Raw genomic sequence first — 25650 nt, 5'->3', positions numbered from 1 at the left:
TTTTTGAAGGTCAATTTTCCTAACTTTATGGAGGCATAATTTTTATTCTGCATGGAAATAAAATCAGCCATAACCAGTTTGGCTTTCAATACAGTTAAAAATTTCCAAGGCAGTTATCTGCAAAAAAAATAAATGGTGAATTATTCCTTTTTAGATAAATTAAGCAGCGAAATCGTATCGCAATACCAGGAAAACCTGTCCGGGATTACAATTGTTTTACCCAACAAAAGGGCGAAAATATTTTTAATAGAAGCGCTGAAAAAACAATTGAACGGAACGGTATTCGCTCCCGAAATCATCAGTATCGAAGACTTTATTCAAAATGTTGCCGGCATTCGCACCTGCGATAGTATTGAATTGCTGTTTGAATTCTATGATGTTTATCTGGAATTAACGCCCAAAGAGAAACAACAGCCTTTTGAGCTTTTTGCTAACTGGGCAAAAACATTGCTGCAGGATTTTAATGAAATTGACCGCTACCTGCTAAAACCAGGCCATGTGTTTTCCTATCTGAAAGATATTGAAGACATCAAGCACTGGTCGTTAGATCTGGAACAAAGAACCACGCTGATTGAAAACTATCTGGAATTCTGGAATTTATTACCCTCCTATTATCAAGGATTATACGAACACCTACTTCGGAAAGGAATAGGCTATCAGGGACTGATCTACCGGGAAGCTGTTGAAAACCTGAACCATTTCTCGGAAGCCATAGGTGATAAAAAACTGCTGTTTGCAGGCTTTAATGCGCTGAATCAGGCAGAAGAAAAGATAATGCAGCAACTGCTGTTTAACGAACAGGCAAAAGTGTATTGGGACATCGATGAGGTTTTCCTGAACGATACCTTTCACGATGCCGGACTATTTGTCAGAAGGTTTAAAAAAGAGTGGAAACAATATACTACGCAGCCGTTTGAATGGATCGTAAACGAATTCAGCCAGGAAAAAAACATCCGGATTATCGGAACGCCGAAAACCGTAGGCCAGGCAAAAATTGCCGGAAAACTGATTGAAGAAGTGCAGCTCAAAACAGAAAGTCTGGACAAGGTCGCGCTTGTTTTAGGGGAAGAAAACCTGCTCATTCCGGTGCTGTATGCGCTGCCCAATACGATTGAAAGCCTGAATATTACAATGGGTTACAGCAGTAAAAATAACCCGGCTCAGATATTGATACACAAATTGTTCAAACTTCACACAAACGCCATACAGCGGGATGAAAAGAATTATGTGTTCTACTATAAAGAAATACTGGATATCCTGACGCATCCGTTAGTCGAACCGTATGCGAAGGCTTCCTATGCTGTTCAGATTGTGAATAAAAACAATATTACGTTCCTGACGCAAAAAAAACTGCTCGAAATCAACAATTATCCTACCGGATTATTCTCTTTATTATTCGAGAAATGGAGTGATGATGTCATTAGTGTGCTGAACAGGCTTTCGGAAATTATCCTTACAATCAAGTCCTTCCTGAGTAATGATAATGAAGAAGATAAAATATCCAAAGCCTTCCTGTATTCGGTTTTCAAAGTAATTAACAAGCTTATTAATTATTATGAGGCACATCCAAAAATTGATAACCTGAATACGCTTTTCACGGTTTACAAGCAGATTATCGACCTGGCGGAAGTTTCATTTGAAGGAGAGCCGCTAACCGGATTGCAGATAATGGGTGTTTTGGAAAGTCGTGTGCTGGATTTCGAAACGGTAATCATTACCTCGATGAATGAAGGTAAATTTCCGGCCGGAAAAACCACGAATTCATTCATCCCTTATGATGTTAAAAGAGAATTGGGATTGCCTACCTATAAGGAAAAAGATGCTATTTACAGCTATCACTTTTACCACTTATTGCTAAGGGCTAAAAATATTTACCTGCTGTACAATACCGAAAGTGAAGGATTGGATGCCGGGGAACGCAGCCGTTTTATTACGCAGCTGGAAATTGAAAAAAGACCGAAGCATGTTCTGACACATCAAATTTACAATGCTTTTTTACCGGATAAAGCCTACGAGCCGGTCGTGATCCCGAAATCTGACGGAGTACTGGCGCGTTTAAAGGAAATCGCTACAGTAAAAGGATTTTCGCCATCCGGACTGACGACCTATATGCGGAATCCGATTCAGTTTTATAACCAGCGAATACTGCGGATATCCGAAGTGGAAGAAGTTGAGGAAAACATTGCTCTGAATACTCTGGGAACCATTATCCATGGTGTGCTGGAAGAACTGTATCGTCCATATCTGGGAAAATTTTTGACATTACCTGATGTGGATCAGATGTTTGGTGCATCAAATGCGGAAGTTGAAAAACAATTCCGGATGATTTATAAGGAAGGAGAGATTGCCAAAGGTAAAAACCTGCTCGCTTTTGAAGTGGCGAAACGGAACGTACACAACTTCCTGAGAGAGGAGAAAAAGCAATTGGAAAACAATGATGCGGTTAAGATCTTAGGTCTGGAAATCCCGTTGGAAAGAGTGCTGGAAGACAGCCGGTTGCCGTTTCCGGTCAAAATTGCCGGTAATGTGGACCGGATTGAACAGCGCAACGGAAAAATAAGGATAGTGGATTATAAAACCGGAAGAGTCGAAAAGAACAGTGTGCTCTTAAAAGACTGGACTGGTTTAACCACGGACATAAAAAATGATAAGATCATACAGCTGCTATGCTATGCTTTTATGTATGAACAGCACTGTAACGGTATGGAACTGGAAGTAGGGATTATATCCTTTAAAAATATGCGGAACGGCTTTATGCCTTTTGGATTTAAAGAGGAGAAAGAATTCAATATGATGATAACGGCGGAGACGCTGGCCAGTTTCCGGACGGAAATTATTGTCCTGATCAATGAAATCCTGAACGCCGGAATTCCTTTTGAAGAGCGGATACAATAAGTTAGATGTTCTTAAAGAAATCCGATAAGATTCCTTTCAGCTCATATTTGTTTTCAATGTGGCTCATGTGGCCGTCGTTGAACGTAACGAGTTTTACGGCGGTACCTTCAAGCTGTTCAAGGCTGTCGTTATAGTTTAGTACCGGATCTTTTTTGCCCAGAATAAGCATAATGGGATATGGCGCAAAGTGTAAAATAACTTCCCGGTCATTGCGGGCTTTCATACCTTCCAAAGCGGCAATAATGCCCTGTAAGGGTGTTTTTAAAGCTTCCAGTTTTACCTTTTCAATGGTTTCGGTCAGTCTTTCGCGATTGTCTTCACTGAATAAATTGGCAATCGACATTCTGATAAAATTCGAATAGCTCTGCTTTACGGCAATAATGGCACGATCCCGGTTGCGCTTGCGCTCGTCGCTGTCGGCTCTGGAAGTAGAGTTAAGCAGCACCATTCCTTTAACATTATCCGGGTACAATTCGGCGAAAGCCAGAGCAACATAACCACCCATAGAATGTCCGGTAAAAACCGCTTTCCGGATACGAAGTTCACTCAAAACGGCATGAACGGCATCGGCCATATCTTCCATACTGTGAATGTAGCCGATAGATTCCGATTGTCCGTGACCCAGTAAATCGATCGTGATAACGCGGTATTTTTTAGAAAAAGCTTTGGTGTAAAAATCCCACATACCGGAATTCTCTAAAAAACCATGCAGAAAAACCAGGGCGGTTCCTTTTCCGGTTTCGGAATAAGCAATTTTAGTATTTTTAAAAAGAATGTGTTTCAACGGTGGGGATTTATCGTGTTGCAAAAGTAAACCTATTCGGCAAACTGAAAAAATAAAACGGTTTACAACTTTAGTCATAAACCGTTTTTATATAAAATAAGCGTTTTTTAGCGATTCATTAAGCTTTCGATTTCGTCAGCCTCAATAGGAATATTGCGCATCAGGTTGAAAGGCTCTCCGCTTGCCTGGATAACCACATCGTCTTCAATACGGATTCCGAATCCTTCAGCAGGAATGTAAATTCCCGGTTCGATCGTGAAAACCATATTTGCCTGCATCGGCTCATACAGCAAACCGTAATCGTGCGTGTCCAATCCCATGTGGTGGGAAGTACCGTGCATGAAGTATTTTTTATAAGCCGGCCAGTCCGGATTTTCGTTCTGAACGTCAGCTTTGTCCAGTAATCCTAAACCTAGCAATTCGGAAGTCATTATTTTTCCTACTTCAACATGGTATTGTTTCCAGAAATTACCCGGTACCAGCATTTTACCGGCTTCGTTTTTTACGCGCAATACCGCATCGTAAACTTCTCTTTGTCTTTTGGTGAATTTCCCGGAAACCGGAATGGTTCGGGTCATATCGCTCGAATAGTTGGCATACTCGGCACCAACATCCAATAATAATAAATCACCGGCATTACACTGCTGGTTGTTCTCGATATAGTGCAATACATTTGCGTTGTTACCGGAAGCAATAATAGGAGTATAGGCAAAACCTTTGGAACGGTTTCTCAGGAACTCGTGTGCAAATTCGGCTTCTACTTCATATTCCATAACGCCCGGTTTTACAAACGATAAAATACGACGGAAACCTTTTTCGGTAATATTACAGGCCTGTTGGATTAAATCCAGTTCTTCGCTTTCTTTTACCGAACGCAAACGCTGTAAAATCGGATTGCTTTTTTCTACTTTATGCGCAGGATAGTTTTCTTTCCACCATTTTACAAAACGGGCTTCACGTGTTTCGGTTTCCACCTTGGCACGGTAATGCTCATTCGTGTTGATATACATCGTATCGGCATAAGTCATCAGTTCATACAATACCTTTTCGAAATCCTGTAACCAGTGTACGGTTTTAACACCGGAAACCTCAAATGCGCGTTCTTTGGTTAGTTTTTCACCTTCCCATATCGCAATGTGTTCATTGGTTTCTCTTAAGAATAACATTTCCTTTTGAGATTCATAAGGAGCATCGGGGAAAATAACCAGGATGCTTTCTTCCTGATCTACGCCGGACAGATAGAAAATGTCACGGTGCTGTGCAAATGGCAACGTACTGTCTGCACTAACAGGGTAAATATCATTGGAGTTAAAAACAGCGATACTGTTTGGCTTCATTGCCGCAGCGAATTTTTTGCGGTTTTTAATGAATAAGTCCCGGTCTATTTGATGGTATTTCATAACGAAATAATTTTTAAGTATATATGAACCCAAATTTAAAAACTTTAGAAACAAATGCTGTTAATACGACTATAAAATTTTGAAGAATTCATAATTATGGGTAATTTTCTGCCATGAAAAAAACAATATCACTTCTTGTAACACTATTTTTAGTGACAATTTTGCAGGCTCAGCATAAAATGCCATACCAGTTATTTGATAAAAACGGTAAAAAAACAAATTATGAAAAATTAGTAAAGGCCTGTGAAAAAACAGAAGTAGTGTTGTTTGGAGAGTTTCATGACAACTCTGTGGTGCACTGGCTGCAATTAGAATTAACAAAAGACCTGGCTGCAAAAAGAAAACTGGTTTTGGGAGCCGAAATGATCGAAGCCGATAATCAGCCGCAATTAAATCAGTATCTGAGTGGCGCGATAGACCAGAAAGCTTTCGATACTTTGGCGCGATTGTGGAAAAATCATAAAACAGATTACAAACCATTAGTGGATTTTGCCAAAGCAACCAAAACAGAATTTATTGCCACGAATATCCCGAGACGATATGCCAGCCTGGTATTTAAAAAAGGCTTTGAAGCACTGGAAACCCTTACGGATGAAGAGAAAACCTGGATAGCACCGCTTCCGGTTCCGTATGATGCCAAACTGCCGGGCTATGTTAAAATAGTAGAAATGATGGGCGGCCATGGCGGCGAAACCCTTCCGAAAGCGCAGGCAATCAAAGATGCGACCATGGGATATTTTATTGTGAAAAATAAAAAAGACAATACGGTATTTGTGCATTATAACGGAAGTTATCACAGCGATTACCATGAAGGAATCTATTGGTATCTGAAACAATATCAGCCTGAAATTAAAATTATTACCATTGCAACGGTAAGCCAGGAAAATATTTTGAAATTAGAGGAAGAACACCACAATAAAGCGGACTATATTATCGTTGTAGATGAAGATGTCACGAAGACATATTGATTTAACAAAATCTTGGCAAGATTTTTGTTTATTATATTTTGTTAAACGAAGGTTATGAATTTTAGAAACATTCTATACATATTATTAATTGCCATCACATTATTTGCATGTGATGACAATGACGATGTGAGGAATTCAGAGCCGCAGTTGATTGTTAAATTTAAATTTGACAACAACCAGATCCGTTTAAACAATACCGGTCAGCCGGCACCGATTGCCAGTGGCAATGCGGCACAATCCCCTTCTTTTAATGCTATCAGTTCTCATTATCTGGAGCTGGCACCAAATGCCAATACTGCTTTAGGAATGGGTACCGTTTTATACCATGCGCCTGAAACAATGGCAGGTGGTGAAAATGCGATAGATTTTAGTCAGTCGAAAATTGTGGGTGAAAATGAAGTTTTCCTTTCCATACCGTTAAGTCAGGTGGCTACCGGAAGCTACGAATGGGTAAGGGTTTCGTTGTCTTACCAGAATTATGACATCAATATTTTAAATCAGGGAACAGACTATACCGGAACGCTGGCTAGTTTTGTCGGATTTAAAACCTATTTAACGACACATCACATCGGGAACAGCAGTTTCCCGGTAAACGGTAACAGAGAGCAGGGATACTGGGCTTTAAATGTTAACGGAATGCCTTTTTCCGGACAGGCTCCGGAAGGTGCCACAACGGTTCCGAACCCGCTTTTTGCCACCTCTCCGATACCGCCTAAATCCTGTGTGGTAACCGGTAAATTTGCCAATGCATTTGTGATTACCGGAAACGAAACAAAAAATGTTGAAGTTACCCTGTCGCTTTCTGTAAACAACAGTTTTGAGTGGAAAGAGGTTAATTTTGATGGGAAATATGAGCCTTCAGCAGGTGAAAATGTTGTTGATATGGGGCTTAGAGGATTAATACCTTCTTATCTGAAATAATATTTCCGGAATAGCTACTCTTCTATTTTTAAAGTATATACCAAATTCAGGCAGTGCATTTTTCGCAAGACATTGCATTTCTCACTTTAAATTCATTATAAATAAGGGTTAAAGGGTTGCGGTTAATTTGAAATAGCGTTACTTTTGTTTGATTTTTTTAAAAACTATTACAATCAAACACTATGGCAAAATCTGCACTTTTAAAGTCATCTATCGGGAAAAAATACTGGATGGCTCTTACGGGTTTATTTTTATGCTTGTTTTTGGTGGGTCACTTAGCAGGTAACCTACAGTTATTATTCGGAACACAATTGCAATTCAATGAATATGCATTGTTTATGACTACCAATCCAGCTGTAAAAATTCTATCTTATTTAACGTACATTTCGATTTTATTCCACGCGATCGATGGTATTCTTCTGACAATCCAAAACAAGAAAGCAAGGCCTGTTGGGTATGCTAAAAACAACGCTGCTGTAAACAGCGCGTGGGCTTCAAGAAACATGGCGGTTTTAGGAACCTTAATCCTGATTTTTATCGCTACTCACATGGTGAATTTTTGGGCAAAAATGCATTTCTCAAATATGCCTTTGCAAAAAATTACAGTAGAAGCACAGCCAGGAAACTCTCAGGAATTTTACCTTACTTCCGGTTGGGGACAGGATAAATTTATCCCGGTACAAAGTGTAGACGGTGAAAACATTGTTGTTGAAGGACGTGATTTTTACTACGTTAAACCGGCGAAAATTAAATTTGCAGAAGGATATAAAGATTTACATACAATTACAATTGCGTTCTTTAAAGATCCGAAATTGGGATTGGCATTTACCATTTTCTACGTGTTTTCAATGGCTGTTTTAGCATTCCACTTACTACACGGATTTAATAGTGCTTTCCAGTCGTTAGGAGCTAATAATCCTAAATATTCTCCGGCGATTCGAATTTTCGGAAAAGGATTTGCAATTATTGTACCGCTTTTATTTGCTATTATTCCTTTATATATTCACTTTGTTAAATAATCCTATAATAGATAAAGATTATGGCATTAGATTCTAAAATACCTCAAGGTCCTATTTCAACGAAATGGACAGACTATAAAGATCACATCAACCTGGTTAACCCGGCGAACAAACGTAACATCGATGTAATCATCGTTGGAACAGGTTTGGCAGGAGGTTCGGCTGCCGCTACTTTGGCAGAATTAGGTTATAACGTAAAAGCTTTTTGTTTTCAGGATTCTCCACGTCGTGCGCACTCGATTGCAGCACAGGGAGGTATCAATGCAGCAAAAAACTACCAGGGTGATGGTGACTCCACTTTCCGTTTGTTTTACGATACGGTTAAAGGAGGCGATTACCGCGCCCGTGAAGCTAACGTTCACCGTTTAGCAGAAGTATCGGCTAATATTATTGACCAATGTGTGGCTCAGGGTGTGCCTTTGGCACGTGAGTACGGAGGTTTATTAGATAACCGTTCTTTCGGTGGAACATTGGTTTCCAGAACATTCTATGCAAAAGGACAAACAGGACAACAGTTGTTATTAGGCGCTTATTCTGCAATGAACCGTCAAATCGGACGTGGAAAAATCCAGATGTACAACCGTCATGAAATGTTAGACCTTGTTATCGTTGATGGAAAAGCAAGAGGAATCATTGCCCGTGACCTGGTTACCGGAGCAATCGAAAGACATTCGGCTCACGCTGTTGTTATCGCTTCAGGAGGTTACGGAAACGTATTCTTCCTTTCTACCAATGCTATGGGAAGTAACGTAACCGCTGCATGGAAAATACACAAAAAAGGAGCTTACTTCGCTAATCCTTGTTATACGCAAATTCACCCAACTTGTATTCCGGTATCAGGAGACCACCAGTCTAAATTAACCCTGATGTCTGAATCATTAAGAAATGACGGTAGAATCTGGGTTCCTAAAAACATGGATGATGCTATTGCTATTCGTGAAGGCCGTTTGAAACCAACACAAATCGCAGAAGAAAACAGAGATTATTATTTGGAAAGACGTTATCCATCTTTTGGTAACCTGGTACCGCGTGACGTAGCTTCACGTGCAGCAAAAGAAAGATGTGATGCGGGATATGGCGTTAACAAAACTGGAGAAGCCGTTTATTTGGATTTTGCTTCTGCAATTCAGCGTTATGGAAAAGAGCAGGCAAAAATCAAACACCTGGATCAGAATGACGCGGCTTTAGTAAAAAAATTAGGAACAGAAGTAGTTGCTAACAAATATGGTAACCTGTTCCAGATGTATGAGAAAATCGTTGACGATAATCCATACGAAACACCAATGATGATTTATCCGGCAGTTCACTACACAATGGGTGGAATCTGGGTAGATTATAACTTAATGACCACAATTGAAGGTTGTTATTCTATTGGTGAAGCAAACTTCTCCGATCACGGAGCGAACCGTTTGGGAGCTTCTGCTTTGATGCAGGGTCTTGCTGACGGATACTTCGTATTACCGTATACTATTGGTGATTATTTATCAAAAGATATCCGTACAGGTAAAATCTCAACAGATTTACCGGAATTTGCGGAAGCGGAGAAAAACGTTAGAGACTTGATTGAAAAATTCAGTAACAATAACGGTACACATTCTGTTGACCATTTCCATAGAAAATTAGGAAAAGTAATGTGGGATAAAGTAGGTATGGCGCGTAATGCCCAGGGACTTACGGAAGCTATGGATGAGATTAAAGCCATCCGTGAGGAATTCTACAGAGACGTTCGTGTTCCCGGAGATATTAACGGATTTAACCAGGAATTGGAAAAAGCATTGCGTGTTGCCGATTTTTTGGAATTAGGAGAGTTATTCGCTAAAGATGCTTTACACAGAAATGAATCTTGTGGAGGTCACTTTAGAGAAGAATATCAAACAGAAGAAGGAGAAGCACAACGTGATGACGTTAACTTTGCATACGTAGCCGCTTGGGAATACAAAGGAAACCCGAGAGAAGCCGTATTACACAAAGAAGAGCTGAAATTCGAAAATGTGAAACTGGTTCAAAGAAGTTACAAATAATTTTAATGTGTTAAGGCAAATTAGAATACCTTGCACTTAATACTTAATACAAAAAGTTATGAATTTAACGTTAAAAATATGGCGTCAGAAAAACGCTCAAGATAAAGGACAATTAGTTGATTATAAAATCAGCGATGTGTCGCCTGATATGTCTTTCTTGGAAATGTTAGACGTATTGAATGACGGATTAGTAGAAAAAGGAGACGAACCGGTAGCTTTCGATCACGATTGTCGTGAGGGAATCTGCGGAATGTGTTCTTTGTATATTAACGGAGAAGCTCACGGACCAGACAGAGGAGTAACGACTTGTCAGTTACACATGCGTATGTTTAAAGATGGTGATACTATTTATATTGAGCCATTCCGTGCGAAAGCCTTCCCGGTAATTAAAGATTTAGTTGTAGACAGAAGTGCTTTCGACAGAATTCAGCACGCAGGAGGATTTATTTCGGTAAATACTTCCGGAAATACACAGGATGCTAACGCAATTCCAATTCCTAAACATGATGCAGACAGAGCTTTCGATGCGGCTACCTGTATCGGTTGTGGTGCTTGTGTGGCTACTTGTAAAAACTCTTCGGCTATGTTGTTTGTTTCAGCTAAAGTATCGCAATTTGCTTTATTGCCTCAGGGTAAAGTGGAAGCAGCAGAGCGTGTACTGAACATGGTAGAGCAAATGGATCACGAAGGTTTTGGTAACTGTACTAATACCGGTGCTTGTGAGGTAGAATGTCCAAAAGGAATTTCTCTTGAGAATATTGCCCGTATGAACAGAGAATATCTTAAAGCAAGTATCAAATAGTTTTATAAAAATCACGATAAAAACGCATTCGGCCACAAGCTGAATGCGTTTTTTGTTTTTAGCAATAAAACCTGCAGTATTTTTGTGGGATGAAACCCTTTTGTTTACAATATCTTTTCTATTTTTATTGAAGAAATACATTTCGAATCCATAAACCGTAAAAACGAAGCACAGGAAATGAAAATTAGCATTATTCAGGCCCCTCTTTTCTGGGAAAACCCGGAAGTAAACAGAAATTATTTTGCTGCAAAAATTCAGAATATTCCCGAAGATTCGCTGCTGGTTGTATTGCCGGAAATGTTCAGCTCCGGTTTTACGATGAATCCCGATGAAGTAGCCGAATCCATGGATGGTGTAACGGTAACGTGGATGAAACACACGGCCGTTGAAAAAAACTGTGCCATAACAGGCAGTCTGGTCATCCGCGAAAATGATAATTTCTATAACCGCCTGCTTTTTGTTTTTCCTAACGGTGATGTGGAATACTACGATAAACGACACCTGTTTTCCCTGGCTGGCGAAAACAAGGTTTATACTTCCGGCGGAACCGAAAGACTGATTGTGAATTATCTGGGATGGAGAATCTGTCCGTTAATTTGCTACGATCTGCGTTTTCCGGTTTTTTCCCGTAACAATGACGATTATGATTTGCTGATCTATGTAGCGAACTGGCCTCAGGTTAGAATTTTAGCCTGGGATACATTATTGAAAGCAAGAGCCATAGAAAATATGTCCTATGTGATAGGCGTGAACCGGATTGGTGACGATGTGAATCATAACTTTTATTCTGGACATTCGCAGGTGCTGGACTATCTGGGCAATGCTTTGGTGGAACCGGTGGAAAAAGAAGTGGTGTTCTCCGTTCAGCTGGACAAAGAATTAATGCTGGCGAACAGAAATAAGCTGGGCTTCCTGAGAGACAGGGATAAGTTTAATCTAATTTAAAAACCTGATCCACATCCCAGTTTGCGCGAACGTCGACATCATTAATAAAATAAATAACCTCTTCCGGTTGTAACTTTTCCAGGTAATTACCGGTGTCCCATTTACGGTTCTTATTGTCGTCGTAAATCAGGCGCAGCGTGTACAAATTCGGTTCGAGCGTGTTGAAGTCCAGAACCGTTTCTTTTTCGCTGTATGCGGTTGCAATCACTTTGGCGTTCTTGTCAAGAATTTCGAGAATTACAGGAAAACGTTTTACGTTTTCAAGCTGTACCCGTAAATTACCATACTCCGTAATGCTTTTTGTGGCTAATGAATATTTAAGGGTATCGTTGGCCTTTCCGTAAAAATCGGTTAAAGCGCCCGGAAATAAGGTCAGGGAATATTTCTGATTGGGTTCTTTTTTAAAGTCGAATTCCAGCGCATTATCAAAATCGTTATATTTTGTTTTAAAGGGAACCGCTACGGAATCTTTATTGATCAGCTTCATTTTAGCCTCGTCAATTTTGGTTAAAGGCATCGACGGCAATACTGTAAAAAAATCTCTCAGGCCGATGGAACCCTTTGGTTTGGCATCAAAAGACAAGGAATCTTTAACTTTCTGCTCCTTGATTTTCGTTTTAAACTCTTTTGAATAATTGCCGTTACTAACCAGGATTTGCAGGGAATCGGGCGTGATTTTAGGCAGCCAGATGTGTAGGGAATCTTTGGCCGGGAATTTGGTAATTATGGTATTCAGCGTTTCGCCGCCCCGTTTCACAATCACTTTGGTATTTTTCGGATTTTTCCCTTCGTAACCTAAAATCAGTTTGTTGGGAGTTTCCTGCGTAGGCTTTTCTGCTTTAAACGGAAGCTCTTCCTTGAATAAACTCAGGCTGAAAAGGGTATCGTTAGGAATTGTAATCGGATCCTTAAAAAAAGCGATTTTATCGGTTTTCGGATCAAACTTATAATCGTTATTAACGTCTTTTATAGCAACAACATGGTATTTGCCCTCTTTTAAATTTTCCAGGGTAAACACCTTTAAACTGTCCAGCGTATTGGTAACATAACGCGGCTGCTGTTTAAAAACGGTGGAATCGGTAAATTTTTCGGCTTCATACAGCATTACCGATACAAAATTATCGGCCTTTCTGGAATAGGCATCTTTGATGACACCGCCCACTTTTAAAGAATCAATATACGGACCGGTTGAAAACACATATTTAAACTGGGAATACGGATTGAACTCATTGTTGTCCGTTATACTCTGTCCGAAATTAAAACTGTAAGTGGTGTTGGGCTGTAAAGTATCTTTGATTTTAATGGTGATGTATTTGCTGGCATAGCCCATCGGAACGATATCCGGAGCCTTCTTCATTGGAGGCGAAATAATCAGTTGTTTATTGATGTCTTTTACCTTAATATATTCATCGAAATTGATCTTGATGAAATTCCCGTTAAAATTAGTACTGAAATTCTCAGGATTACTATAGGTGATTGTAGGAGGAATGGTGTCTTTCGGACCACCCGAAACCATACCTCTTTTGGCACAACCGGTTAATAAAAGAGAAAAGACAATAATAAAGAAAGCAATACGGTTCTTCAACATGTTACCAATGATTTTACAGCACAAAATAACAATTATATTCAGTGGAATGAAAATGTTTTTAGAAAATCTTTGTAAAATTAAGAGTGTGTATAACCAATGGCAAGGATGCTCAGGCTGGCATTGGGGATTTTCAGCAGCATTTTGCCGCAGGCTTCCAGTGTGGCACCGCTGGTAATAACATCGTCGATCAGTAAAAAATGTTTGCCGTGGTCTTTTTCGGTAAAATGAACCTCGAATAATTCGGTGCCAATCTCGGTCCGGCTGAAAATAGTCTTCTTTGTCTGGGTCTTGGAATAATATTTACGAAGCAGGATGGTTTCGTTGTACGGAATTTCAAAACCGGCCGCCAGCGCTTTTCCGAATGTGGTGAGCTGGTTGTAACCGCGTTCCTGTAACCGTTTTTTGTGAAGCGGAACCGGAATGATCTCGGTAACGGTTTTGAGAATGGTAAGGTCTTTAATTTCTGAAAAATACCAATTGCCGAGCAATTCGCCTATTTCCTGCCGGCCTTTGTATTTGAGATGGTGAATGAGCTGCTGTACAATACCTTCTTTATGGTAATAAAAAAAGGAGGAAGCATATTCCAGAGGCAGTCTTCCGTAGAACTTTTTCAGGGTTTCATTTTCCGGTATCAGATGATGATTCGTAATCGGGATCTCATGCCGGCATTTGATGCAAATTGCCCCTTCATTTTGCAATAAAATGCTGTTACAGCCGCTACATAATCTCGGAAAGAGTAAGTTTATCAAGTTTTTTATCATTTCATCGATTATTTTTTTAGTATTACAACAGGCGGAATACTTTTATTGATTAATAAATAGAAATGACAAGTAATAATTCTTCAATTTTAGGTCAGGTGAGTGTCGGTGTGCTCGTTATCGGAGTACTCACCCTGTCTTTTAATTTATATCGGTTATCTAGTGAAAACAAATCACTTAAAGATAAGATATCTTTAGAGAATTCCATACATAAAAATGAACTTTCGGAAATTTTAAAACGATATGATTCTGTTAGCAATGTTCTGGGGACAAATACGAAAAGAAGTTCCCTGCTTTTTAAAACAGTCATACATCCCGAAGGAGCCGTAAAACAACCCCAAGCTGTTACGGCAGATTTGAAAAAGACGGAAAAGGTAAAACAGAAGATTGCCAGTACGAAAACGAAAGAAAGAAAAAAAACGGCGAAAGCAGCCAGTAACGAGTTAAGCAGCCTGGAAAATGATGATGCCGGTCTGAAATCGAAACAGCTCAAAGCCATGAATGTAAGTGTTAGAGGTGTTAAAATTATCTACAGCGATTTTTTGGAAACCAACCGGTCCAATAAGATAGACCAGATCAGGATTTGCTACACTTTAGCATATAACGAAAACATCGGCCGCGGCAATCAGGAGATTTTCTATCAGATTGTAAACCCGGAACACACCGTGTTGAGCAACGGCCTTCATCCTAATGAAAAATACAACAGCGATCTGGACTGTACCGCCAGAGGGATCGTGTTTTATGATAATAAAGCGACCGACGTTTGCGCCTTTGTTGACGTCGATAAAAAAAAACTGATTAAAGGCGATTATGAAGTTAACATAATCCATCAGGACAGAATAATCGGAACGGCTAATTTCCAATTTCGATAATACTTCAAAAAGTTAAAATTTCCCCTATTTTTTACAATCTCTTTTTCCTATTTTTGCATTATGGCAAAACAAGAAGACTTATTTAAGAATGTAGTTTCGCATGCAAAAGAATACGGATTTATTTTCCCTTCTAGCGAAATTTATGATGGTTTGAGCGCAGTATACGATTATGCTCAAAACGGTGTAGAATTAAAGAAAAATATACGTGAATACTGGTGGAAATCCATGGTTCAGATGCACGAAAACATTGTAGGTATTGATGCTGCTATTTTTATGCATCCTACTACATGGAAAGCTTCCGGCCACGTGGATGCGTTTAACGATCCGCTAATTGACAATAAAGATTCAAAAAGAAGATATCGTGCGGATGTTTTAATTGAGGATTATGCCGAAAAATTAAACCAGAAAGCACAAAAAGAAATTGATAAAGCAAAAGACCGTTTTGGCGATGCTTTTGATGAAGCACAGTTTGTAGCGACCAATGCCCGTGTTATTGAATACCGAAGCAGACAGCGCGAAATTCTGGAAAGAATGGCACGTTCCCTGGAAACGGAAAATCTTGCCGATGTTAAGGCTTTGATTGAAGAGCTGGAAATTGCCTGCCCGGAATCAGGATCCAGAAACTGGACCGAAGTACGCCAGTTTAATCTGATGTTCGGAACAAAATTAGGCGCTTCTGCCGATTCTGCAATGGACCTGTACCTGCGTCCGGAAACGGCACAGGGTATCTTTGTAAACTTCCTGAACGTACAGAAAACAGGGCGTATGAAGATTCCTTTTGGAATTGCACAAACCGGAAAAGCGTTCCGTAACGAAATCGTTGCCCGTCAGTTTATCTTCCGTATGCGGGAGTTCGAACAAATGGAAATGCAGTTTTTTGTTCGTCCGGGGGAAGAAATGAAATATTACGAATACTGGAAAGAAACAAGATTAAAATGGCACCTTTCATTAGGATTAGGAAAAGAAAACTATCGTTTCCACGACCATGAAAAATTAGCCCATTATGCTAATGCTGCTGCCGATATTGAATTTAACTTCCCATTCGGATTTAAAGAACTGGAAGGAATTCACTCCAGAACCGATTTCGATTTAAAAGCACACGAACAGCATTCCGGTAAGAAATTACAATATTTCGATAACGAAACAAACTCCAGTTATGTACCGTATGTAGTGGAAACCTCAGTTGGACTGGACAGAATGTTCTTGTCGGTTTTCTCAAAATCATTGCAGGAAGAAGTATTGGAAGACGGTTCAACCCGTACGGTTTTAAGACTGCCTTCCGTTTTAGCGCCAACAAAGGCTGCGATACTGCCATTGGTTAAAAAAGACGGACTTCCGGATGTTGCCAGAAAAATTATAGAAGATCTAAAATGGGATTTCAATGTTGCCTATGATGAGAAAGATGCCGTAGGGCGTCGTTACCGTCGTCAGGATGCATTAGGAACACCGTTCTGTGTTACGGTCGATCATCAGACATTAGAAGATGAAACAGTAACGATTCGTCACAGAGATACCATGCAGCAGGATCGTGTGAAAATTTCAGAATTGAGAGGAATTATCAATGAAGAAGTTTCTATGCGTAACTGGCTGATGAAAATGTAAATTATAAAAAAGGCTTTCTCTTTTCGGGAAAGCCTTTTTACTATACCGTAATCCGGTTTATAAATGGTACAGTTTTTTGAGATGCTGAAGCCCTTTCAGAACGATTTTAAGCCCTTTTAAACCCTTTGAAAGTGTTAAAAACAAAGAAAAACTCAAAAAAAAACGAAACCGTAAAAAATACTTGAAAAAACCGTAAAATCTGTGTTGTCGAAAGAAGTACTTTTACAGTGTCATTAAATACTTAATTAAGTTAGTTTATACAGTATAAGGTAAAAATAGTGGATTACCTTCTTTAGCCCAGCCTGTAAAAGGTCTTGCTTCAGCCCAGCCAAATAGAGGATTTGGTTTAGCTCATTAAAAATCAAGCGTTAGTAATGTACTAACGCTTTTTTTTTTGGAATTATTTTATTACTCAGCATTTAAAGCGTTCCAGCCTCTTGCCTTCAAAGGAATTTTAGTGTTTGCTCTTGTAATTAAATGGATGCCTTCGCTTTCCGGTGTCATGTGACCGATTACCGTAAAATTAGGGTTTCCTTTAATCTTGTCGAAATCGTCCATCTTGATCGTGAAAAGCAATTCATAATCTTCACCGCCGTTAATGGCAATCGTCGTGCTGTCTACATTAAACTCTTCACAGGTATTGATCAATTGCGGATCAAGCGGTAATTTGTCTTCATATAGGTTACAGCCAATTCCGGAATTCTTACACAGGTGGATGATCTCGGAAGACAGGCCATCAGAAATATCAATCATAGCCGTAGGTTTTAGATCCAAAGCCTGTAATAGCTCTTTAACGTCTTTACGGGCTTCCGGTTTTAACTGGCGTTCTATTAAATAGGTATAATTGTCAAGATCCGGCTGGTTGTTCGGGTTCACCTGGAATACCTGCTTTTCGCGTTCCAGTACCTGCAATCCCATATAGGCCGCACCAACGTCGCCGGTAACCACCAATAAATCATTATCGTTAGCGCCGGTTCTGTACACCAGCTCCTCTTCAGTCGCTTCACCAATAGCCGTAATGCTGATTAATAAACCTTTCTGAGAAGAAGTCGTGTCGCCGCCAATAACATCCACATCGTAAATTTTGGCAGCCAGTGCAATTCCGTCATAAAGTTCTTCCAGTGCTTCCAGCGGAAAACGGTTTGAAACGGCAATCGAAACTGTTATCTGGGTCGGTTTGGCATTCATCGCGCAGATGTCGGAAAGATTCACCACCACAGCTTTATAACCCAAATGCTTTAACGGCATGTAAGCCAGATCGAAATGAACACCTTCTACTAATAAATCGGTAGAAATAACGGCTTTTTTATCTTTAAAATCCAGAACGGCAGCGTCATCACCAATTCCTTTCAGGGTAGAAGGCTGACTGATCTGGATATTTTTGGTTAAATGATCTATTAATCCAAATTCCCCCAGTTGGGACAAACTTGTTCTTTGAGGCGTTTTATCTTCTATCATTTGAATAAATTATAAGAGTGCAAAGTTAAATAAAAAAAACGCACAGGATAAGAATGTTAAAAGGACTGAAAAACGGCGCTTATCGTTTCAGTGAAAAGTGGGCTTTGAATTCTTTTTGCTCTCCGTTATCTTTAAAAAGAACCTTGAACCAATAGTCGGTTGAAGGTAGCGGATAACCGTTAAGAGTTCCGTTCCATCCGCTTCCGTTAGGGCTGATTTCTTTTAAGAATTTTCCGTAACGGTCAAAAATATAGATCCGGGCATCTTTCTGATTGCGCAAATCCGGGATATTCCAGGTGTCGTTATAACCGTCACCGTTCGGAGTGAAATATTTAGGGTATTTCAGGATATAGGTTTTTAAGCGGATAAGGCCGCAATTAGCCTTGGTATCAATAATGCTGACCCAGTGCTCTCCTCCCGATACATTGTTGAAAACATTCGACGTTTGTTCGCCACCGTCGTCAAGCTGAAAAACGTAATTCCCGTAACCTCCGGTAACGTTTACGGTAATCGTGCTGGAATCGGCAAAAGGCTCGCTGATGGACAGCGTGGCTATGGCAACACTGGATTGATCGACAATAACGGTTTCCGGACTGTAATTGCAGTCATTACCCGATTCCGGGGTTAGTTTTATAGTACTTACGGTATAGGTACCGGTTTGTGTGGCGGTATAATCGGGTCCGGTATGCACGACCTGGTTGTTTAAGGACCATTCCACCGTGAACAGCGAAGGGCTTAATCCGGTGTTTATGGTATAAGGCGTGATGACGGCCTGTGTTACCGGATCGACACAGATGGTGCCGTCTGCAAGAGCTAAATCCAGTAAAGGATGGATGGTAATTTGAAACGGTTTTTCATCAAAACAGTTACTGTTATCCGCGGCGGCGGCATAAACATACATGGTCTGCGAACCGGAAATAACGTCACCGGCATTGTAAGCAGTACCCGTTCCTCCGGAAGCACTAAAATAATTTCCAAGCGGTATCGCCGGCAGGGTATAGCTTCCGCAGCGCTCTACATCGTTAAATACAGGTAAAACAGGAGTTATGGAAACGGTAACCAGAAAATCATCTTCATCGGTACAGGTAAACCGGTTTCCGGAAACGGCATACACATAAATAGTCTGGGTAGTGGTTAAAACTGTTCCGGCAGGAAGTAGGCTGCCCTGTCCGTTAGACTGTGTATAATAATTCCCGATAGTTAAATTGGGCAGGGTGTAACTGTCGCAGGCGCGTACATCGTCAAACGTGCCGACATCAATGCCCAGAGCATGTACGGTAAACATCGTTTCGTTAGTACATTGCGGGAAATCACTCCAGTTGTTAAAGATATAAATGGTCTGGGTGGTCGTAATATCGGTTCCGGCGTTTAATTGGGTTCCGGTTCCTCCGGTTCCAGTATAATAATTACCGTTGGTTAACTGCGGCAGGGTAAAAGAAGTACAGGTATATACGTCTGTAAAACTATCTATTGGCGGTAAGGGTCTTATGGTAACAGTAAAAGGATGCTCGTTCGTACAGCCATTGCTGGAAGACGCATAAATATAAAGGGTCTGCGTACTTGTAATAACAGCACCGGCATTTAATGGTGTTCCGGTACCTCCGGTTCCGGTAAAATAAGCGCCGTTGTTTAATGGCGGAAGCAGGTACTGGGCACATTCCAACCGGTCAGCCGGAGTGTCCACTACCGGTTTTTGCAGTATCGTTAGCTGGTAGTTCAGATTGTCCGTACAATTGGGTGTGGTGGTGGTATTGGCATAATAGTAAACCGTCTGTGACGTGGTGATGCTTGTTCCGGCCGGAATAACGGTACCGTTGCCTCCCGGCTGGGTATAATAATTGCCAATCGGAATGGCCGGCAGTATAAACTCTCCGCAGGCGGTTATTGGCTGGAAAACAGCAGTATCAATAATATTGATGCGAAAAGGGTGCTGGTTAGGACAGGTTCCGTTAAACGCATATACATATAACGTCTGGCTGGCGGTAATGGTGGCTCCGGCGTTTAACTGGGTTCCGGTTCCTCCGGTTCCGGTATAATAATTACCATTCGTGAGCGCCGGCAATACATAGGAGTTGCAGGTTACCACATCGGCCGGAGTATCTACCGGTGGTAACGGGAAAATGGTAATGTTGTAGGTTTTTTCCTGGCAGGGAACACCATTAACAAGCGCATAAAAATAAATGGTCTGATTGGTTGTCAATACGGTTCCCGGTGGTAGCAGTGTTCCGGTTCCAGCCGGTCCGGTGTAGAAATTCCCTGCCGGCGCACTTCGGATGATATATTGTCCGCAACCGGTATCCGGAAAACTCAACTGATCGATTAACGTTACCATAAAAGAATTCTGATCGGTACAGCCTAAAGGGCCTATCGGGCCGTTAAAAATAAAATAGGTACCCTGTTGTGTAATCACGTCACCCGGATTGAGCGGAACGCCCGTGCCGTTCGGACCGGAAAAATAATGCCCGTTTACCAAAGGCGGCAGCGTATAGCTGCTGCATTCAATTACGTTGGGATGGGTGTCTACCGGAGGAAGCGGTTCGATAACCACATCAAAGCTAACCAGGGCATAACATCCCGGATTGTTACTATCGGACATTCTGACCCAGATGGTCATTGGCGATTGCCCGGCAGTCATCGTGAAAGCACCCGGATTGCTTATCGCAGCAGTATTGTTTTGAGCATTGCTCTGTGAAGTGAAATACTGTATGCTGAAAGCGTTGGCATTCTGTCCGTTTAAAATTATGGGAGTCTGAACCGTTAAGTTAATGCTTAAATTTCCGGAACGGGTGCTGCATCTGGACAGATTGGGTGGTTGTGTAGCGGTAATCATGGCATTGACCAGCAGGTTAAAGGAAATAAGATTGTTGCAAATTGTATTGTTGCTCAGTCTTCTCACTTTAATGTATATGGTTTGGTTGCCGGCACTGGAATAAGCTGCCAGATCCGATTGCGGAATGGGATTGTTCGCATTGGCATCGGCTAAAGAAGCATAATACAGCAATTCAAAGCTGGCGTTATTCAGGCCCAAAGCAGCCGCATTGTTTTGCGTCAGGTTAAATACAAAAGTACTCTGTCCGTTGTTGCAGACTCTCAGGTTATTTGGCATCGTGATAGCCAGATCGGTAATCACAATGTCGTCGGTTATCTGGCAGCCGCCATTGCCGGTTGTGGCAATCACGCCATAGGTTCCGGCCTGAGTAACGGTTAATGTGGCTGCGGTTGCTCCGGGAATTATCGAGCCGTTAAAAGTCCAGACATGATTGAACTGCGGTCCTAATCCCGATTGCAATAGTATGGTTTCTCCCTGGCAGATCGTGGTGTCCGGTCCTAAATCGGTATTGGTTACAAAACTTTTCCCGGCGATAAATACAGCCGAATCAAAATTAGCATCGTTATAATCGCCTATGGCAAGTTTAATGCGGTAGGCCCTGTTGGGCGTTACGGCAGAAGAAGCGGTCAGCAGGACGGTTTCTCCGCGCATGTTAATGGCAGAATTGGCAACATCGGTAACATTATAACGGCCGAATAGATTCGGATTCGATGACGTACAGCCGGAATTGTAGAGATTGTCGCGTATGGTTTTTACCGAAATCGGAATGGTTGTATTCGGCACGACCGCCAGGTTAGTGGTCACACCGGTGGTCAGATCGGTAAGTAAAAAGGCGAAAATATCACTAAACCCGCATTGGTACTGACCGTATTCGTTGGATGCAAAAAGAAAATCAAAACTAAAACTGCTGGATAAGGGCGTGAAATCAAATTGTATATACGCCACATCGTTTATAGATGACGGCTGTCCGCTGGCATTGCTGATGTTTTGTAAATCCGGATCACCGGCTGCGGTGAGCACACTGCTTTCGTTTAATCCGGTATATTGCCCTTCCGTATATTTCGCGATACCGTTACGAATAATGATACCGCTTTGAATCGGGAAATTCGGATTGGTGCTCGTAAACTGCCCGATACCGCGATGGGAAGAATATTGAAAGTTGGTTTCGTTAAAACAGGAATTCTGTAAAAGGGAGTTGCTGATCAGCTGCGGAACGCTCTGTGAAGTCGTGTCAATAGTGATCCCTTGTGCATATAAAGAGAGATTAAAGAGAAATATTAAAATGGGGATAAATTTTCTCATAACTAAAATGATTTTTAGCCATGTAAAGTTAACGAAAAAACGCTTTTCGATATTGTGAAAATGCAATTAAATTGTAGTTATGGTTAATTAAAAAGCTATTTAAAGTTAAAATATTGCAAATATTGTTTTAAAATTAAATTTACTTTAAACTTTCAGTGTAATTTATTCGGAGGTGAGTTACAGCAGTATAAAAAAAAAGACCTGATACAATCAGGTCTTCTATGTTAATCATTCAGCTTTAATACAGCCATAAATGCTTCCTGCGGGATTTCTACGTTACCTACCTGACGCATACGTTTTTTACCTTTTTTCTGTTTTTCAAGTAGCTTACGCTTACGGGAAATATCACCACCATAACATTTTGCGGTTACGTCTTTACGCAACGCTTTAATGGTTTCACGGGCGATAATTTTGGCGCCGATAGCAGCCTGAATCGGAATATCAAATTGCTGGCGCGGGATTAATTCTTTCAGCTTTTCACACATTTTTTTACCAATGTTATATGCATTGTCTTCGTGAATCAGCGCAGAAAGGGCATCCACAGAATTCGCATTCAGCAGGACATCCAGTTTTACTAATTTTGACGTACGCATTCCAATCGGAGAGTAGTCAAAAGAAGCATATCCTTTGGATACCGTTTTTAAACGGTCGTAAAAATCAAATACAATTTCGGCCAGCGGCATGTCGAAATTCAATTCCACACGCTCGGTCGTTAAATACGTCTGGTTGGTAATCAAACCACGTTTTTCAATACACAAAGACATTACGTTACCCACAAAGTCCGATTTGGTAATGATCGTCGCCTTGATATACGGCTCCTCTACACGGTCTAATTTTGAAGGTTCCGGTAAATCCGAAGGGTTGTTTACAATCAGCGCCGTTTCCGGATCTTTTTTGGTGTAAGCCAGGTACGAAACGTTCGGAACCGTTGTAATAACCGTCATGTTGAATTCACGCTCTAAACGCTCCTGGATAATTTCCATGTGTAACATTCCTAAGAAACCACAACGGAAACCAAACCCTAAAGCCGCCGAACTTTCCGGTGTGAACACCAGAGAAGCATCGTTTAGTTGCAGTTTTTCCATAGAGTTACGCAATTCTTCATAATCTTCCGTATCAACAGGATAAATACCGGCAAATACCATTGGTTTCACATCCTCAAAACCTTTAATCATGTTTTGCGTCGGCGTTTTGGCATCGGTAATAGTATCGCCCACTTTTACTTCACGGGCTTCTTTAATTCCGGAAATCAAATACCCAACATCGCCTGTAGAAACAACCTGTTTGGGAACCTGATTTAATTTTAAAGTACCAATCTCGTCAGCATAATATTCATTGCCGGTAGCCATGAACTTGATTTTCTGTCCTTTTTTGATTTCACCGTTAATAACACGGAAAATAACTTCAATACCGCGGAACGGATTGTAAACCGAGTCGAAAATCAAAGCCTGAAGCGGTTCTTCTTTATCGCCTTTCGGAGCAGGGATACGCTCAATAATAGCTTCTAATATTTTGTCTACGCCAAGACCTGTTTTTCCGGAAGCCGGAATGATCTCGTCGTGTTTGCAGCCTAATAAATCTACGATGTCATCGCTCACTTCTTCCGGATTTGCACTTGGTAAATCCACTTTGTTCAGTACCGGGATAATTTCCAGGTCATTTTCCAAAGCAAGGTATAAGTTGGAGATCGTTTGCGCCTGTATACTCTGTGCAGCATCTACAATTAACAAAGCACCTTCGCAGGCAGCAATGGAACGGGAAACCTCATAGGAGAAATCCACGTGTCCCGGAGTATCAATCAGGTTCAGGATATATTGTTCCCCTTTATAGGTATATTCCATCTGGATGGCGTGGCTTTTAATCGTGATTCCACGCTCACGCTCCAGGTCCATGTTGTCCAGTAACTGCGCCTGTTGCTCACGGGCCGTTACGGTTTGGGTGGCATCAAGCAATCGATCGGCTAACGTACTTTTTCCGTGATCGATGTGTGCAATAATGCAAAAATTTCTAATATGCTTCATCTTCGTTTAGTATCAAGTTTATTTGGGCGTATCCTGCCGGAAGCAGGCCAGGCTTTCCGCTGTATCTTTTGCTCACTTCGTGAAACAAAAGGATGCCGCTGCAATCCTTTACGCATCCAATCAGCAGCTTATACGCTCCGATTAGTCATCATTCACCATGGTCCAACATATAAAGGTAGTGAAATAATCGGCAAATATAATTTAAAGTTAAACAGTTACAAACGATTAATTTTTAAATCGGCACCTTTTTTGCCGCTAACTGTAAAAATAACGGCAGCATAACACTGTTTCGCCCGGATTTGCAGGAAAACAGCCCGGCTGAAAGGAGTATTAAGGCTGTTTTTTATGCCTTCGGAAAGCGTTAATGCTTTCCTGTAAAGCAGTTTAAAAATGCTTTAAACATTTCTTAAGAAAAAGAATCGCTGAAAAATTCGTAATTTTGCGCCAAAATGTAGAAGATGGTCAAGATTGGCAACATAGAATTACCCGATTATCCGTTATTGCTGGCACCTATGGAAGATGTGAGCGATCCGCCTTTCCGCAGGCTGTGCAAACTTCATGGCGCAGATTTGATGTATTCGGAGTTTATCTCTTCGGAAGGACTCATACGCGATGCAATGAAAAGTCGTAAAAAACTGGATATTTTCGATTATGAAAGACCGGTTGGGATTCAGATTTTCGGCGGTGATGAAGAAGCTATGGCGCTTTCGGCAAAGATCGTGGAAACGGTCGAGCCGGATTTGGTGGATATCAATTTTGGATGTCCGGTAAAGAAAGTGGTGTGCAAAGGAGCCGGAGCCGGAGTGTTGAAAGATGTCGACCTGATGGTGCGCCTGACGAAAGCGGTCATTAAAAGTACCCATCTTCCGGTAACGGTAAAAACAAGACTGGGCTGGGATGAAGATTCGATCAATATTGATGAAGTGGCCGAAAGACTACAGGATGTAGGCGTACAGGCGCTGACGATTCATGCCAGAACCCGTGCCCAGATGTATAAAGGGCATTCCGACTGGAGCCATATTGAACGCGTGAAAAACAACCCGAGAATTACGATGCCTATTTTTGGTAACGGCGATATCGACAGTCCGCAAAAAGCGCTGGAATATAAAAACCGCTACGGATTGGACGGTATTATGATCGGGCGTGCTGCAATTGGATATCCATGGATATTTAACGAGATCAAGCATTATTTTAATACCGGGGAATTACTGCCAACGCCAACCATACAGGACAGAGTGGAAGCAGCAAGAAACCACCTTACCTGGTCAATGGACTGGAAAGGGGAGCGTGTTGGTATTGTAGAAATGCGTCGTCATTATACCAATTATTTTAAAGGAATCCACGGATTTAAAGAATACCGTCAGAAACTGGTAACTACCGATGACGGGGAAACCTTATTCCGGATACTGGATGAAATCCAGGAAGTCTATTCGGATTATCAGATTGAGTCGTCCTAAAATAGGT

18 protein-coding genes are annotated in these 25650 nt (G+C 41.1%); 11 read left to right on the top strand and 7 right to left on the bottom strand.

Annotated features, from left to right (window positions below; genetic code table 11):
- Positions 1 to 132: 132 nt before the first annotated feature.
- Complete coding sequence (locus tag B3394_RS09585; protein WP_286918036.1) at positions 133 to 2895, top strand: PD-(D/E)XK nuclease family protein; 2763 nt, start codon at positions 133 to 135, stop codon at positions 2893 to 2895.
- Between the two features lies 1 nt (position 2896).
- On the opposite strand, the gene B3394_RS09580 is transcribed toward B3394_RS09585, so the two are convergent.
- Together B3394_RS09580 and B3394_RS09575 are read right to left on the bottom strand one after the other, a co-directional pair.
- Positions 2897 to 3679: an alpha/beta fold hydrolase gene (locus tag B3394_RS09580; RefSeq protein ID WP_177730527.1), complete on the bottom strand. Its 783-nt coding sequence runs from the start codon at positions 3677 to 3679 to the stop codon at positions 2897 to 2899.
- A 107-nt stretch (positions 3680 to 3786) separates the two neighbouring features.
- Positions 3787 to 5079 (bottom strand): aminopeptidase P family protein, encoded by a 1293-nt coding sequence (locus B3394_RS09575; protein WP_177730525.1) that lies wholly within the window; start codon positions 5077 to 5079, stop codon positions 3787 to 3789.
- 113 nt (positions 5080 to 5192) lie between these two features.
- Here B3394_RS09575 and B3394_RS09570 point away from each other — a divergent pair, with 113 nt between their 5' ends.
- The 6 genes from B3394_RS09570 (at position 5193) to B3394_RS09545 (ending at position 11755) form a co-directional block, all read left to right on the top strand.
- Complete coding sequence (locus B3394_RS09570) at positions 5193 to 6047, top strand: ChaN family lipoprotein (protein WP_273244327.1); 855 nt, start codon at positions 5193 to 5195, stop codon at positions 6045 to 6047.
- 54 nt (positions 6048 to 6101) lie between these two features.
- Positions 6102 to 6968: a hypothetical protein gene (locus B3394_RS09565; RefSeq protein WP_177730521.1), complete on the top strand. Its 867-nt coding sequence runs from the start codon at positions 6102 to 6104 to the stop codon at positions 6966 to 6968.
- Positions 6969 to 7150: 182 nt separating this feature from the next.
- Positions 7151 to 7987, top strand: a complete 837-nt coding sequence (locus B3394_RS09560; RefSeq protein WP_286918035.1) for a succinate dehydrogenase cytochrome b subunit — start codon at positions 7151 to 7153, stop codon at positions 7985 to 7987.
- A gap of 20 nt (positions 7988 to 8007) precedes the next feature.
- A complete protein-coding gene (locus B3394_RS09555) occupies positions 8008 to 10008 on the top strand; it encodes a fumarate reductase/succinate dehydrogenase flavoprotein subunit (protein ID WP_177730517.1) in 2001 nt (666 codons plus the stop codon).
- A 58-nt stretch (positions 10009 to 10066) separates the two neighbouring features.
- Positions 10067 to 10810: a succinate dehydrogenase/fumarate reductase iron-sulfur subunit gene (locus B3394_RS09550; RefSeq protein ID WP_177730514.1), complete on the top strand. Its 744-nt coding sequence runs from the start codon at positions 10067 to 10069 to the stop codon at positions 10808 to 10810.
- A gap of 177 nt (positions 10811 to 10987) precedes the next feature.
- Entirely contained in the window at positions 10988 to 11755 is a 768-nt protein-coding gene (locus B3394_RS09545; RefSeq protein ID WP_177730512.1) for an amidohydrolase, read from the top strand.
- Here the strand turns inward: B3394_RS09545 and B3394_RS09540 are convergent.
- Both B3394_RS09540 and B3394_RS09535 read right to left on the bottom strand, forming a co-directional pair.
- Positions 11742 to 13343 (bottom strand): Ig-like domain-containing protein, encoded by a 1602-nt coding sequence (locus B3394_RS09540; RefSeq protein WP_286918034.1) that lies wholly within the window; start codon positions 13341 to 13343, stop codon positions 11742 to 11744. The two genes, B3394_RS09545 and B3394_RS09540, sit on opposite strands and share 14 nt — an antisense overlap.
- A 77-nt stretch (positions 13344 to 13420) precedes the next feature.
- Entirely contained in the window at positions 13421 to 14104 is a 684-nt protein-coding gene (locus B3394_RS09535) for a ComF family protein (protein WP_177730508.1), read from the bottom strand.
- A gap of 62 nt (positions 14105 to 14166) precedes the next feature.
- Between B3394_RS09535 and B3394_RS09530 the strand changes: the two genes are divergently transcribed.
- Together B3394_RS09530 and B3394_RS09525 are read left to right on the top strand one after the other, a co-directional pair.
- Positions 14167 to 14973: a hypothetical protein gene (locus tag B3394_RS09530; RefSeq protein WP_177730506.1), complete on the top strand. Its 807-nt coding sequence runs from the start codon at positions 14167 to 14169 to the stop codon at positions 14971 to 14973.
- 60 nt (positions 14974 to 15033) lie between these two features.
- Complete coding sequence (locus B3394_RS09525) at positions 15034 to 16575, top strand: glycine--tRNA ligase (protein ID WP_286918033.1); 1542 nt, start codon at positions 15034 to 15036, stop codon at positions 16573 to 16575.
- Between the two features lie 408 nt (positions 16576 to 16983).
- Here B3394_RS09525 and thiL read toward each other — a convergent pair whose 3' ends face one another.
- The 3 genes from thiL to lepA form a co-directional block, all read right to left on the bottom strand.
- Positions 16984 to 18033 carry a thiamine-phosphate kinase gene (gene thiL / locus B3394_RS09520; protein ID WP_286918032.1) on the bottom strand — a complete coding sequence of 350 codons (1050 nt, stop codon included), beginning with the start codon at positions 18031 to 18033 and terminating at the stop codon, positions 16984 to 16986.
- A gap of 79 nt (positions 18034 to 18112) precedes the next feature.
- Entirely contained in the window at positions 18113 to 22165 is a 4053-nt protein-coding gene (locus B3394_RS09515) for a T9SS type B sorting domain-containing protein (protein WP_286918031.1), read from the bottom strand.
- A 224-nt stretch (positions 22166 to 22389) separates the two neighbouring features.
- Positions 22390 to 24186, bottom strand: a complete 1797-nt coding sequence (gene lepA, locus B3394_RS09510; RefSeq protein WP_177730497.1) for a translation elongation factor 4 — start codon at positions 24184 to 24186, stop codon at positions 22390 to 22392.
- Between lepA and B3394_RS09505 the strand changes: the two genes are divergently transcribed.
- Together B3394_RS09505 and dusB are read left to right on the top strand one after the other, a co-directional pair.
- The gene (locus tag B3394_RS09505) at positions 24178 to 24468 is read left to right on the top strand and encodes a hypothetical protein (RefSeq protein ID WP_286918030.1); all 291 of its coding nucleotides are present in this window, start codon (positions 24178 to 24180) and stop codon (positions 24466 to 24468) included. The two genes, lepA and B3394_RS09505, sit on opposite strands and share 9 nt — an antisense overlap.
- Before the next feature lie 176 nt (positions 24469 to 24644).
- Complete coding sequence (gene dusB, locus B3394_RS09500; RefSeq protein WP_286918029.1) at positions 24645 to 25643, top strand: tRNA dihydrouridine synthase DusB; 999 nt, start codon at positions 24645 to 24647, stop codon at positions 25641 to 25643.
- Positions 25644 to 25650: the final 7 nt, after the last annotated feature.

The sequence above is a fragment of the Flavobacterium sp. UBA4197 genome (genome assembly GCF_002379575.1).
Taxonomy (GTDB): domain Bacteria; phylum Bacteroidota; class Bacteroidia; order Flavobacteriales; family Flavobacteriaceae; genus Flavobacterium; species Flavobacterium inviolabile.
The sequence above is the reverse complement of the archived record's forward strand: the minus strand, read 5'-3'. Positions and strand labels throughout refer to the sequence as shown.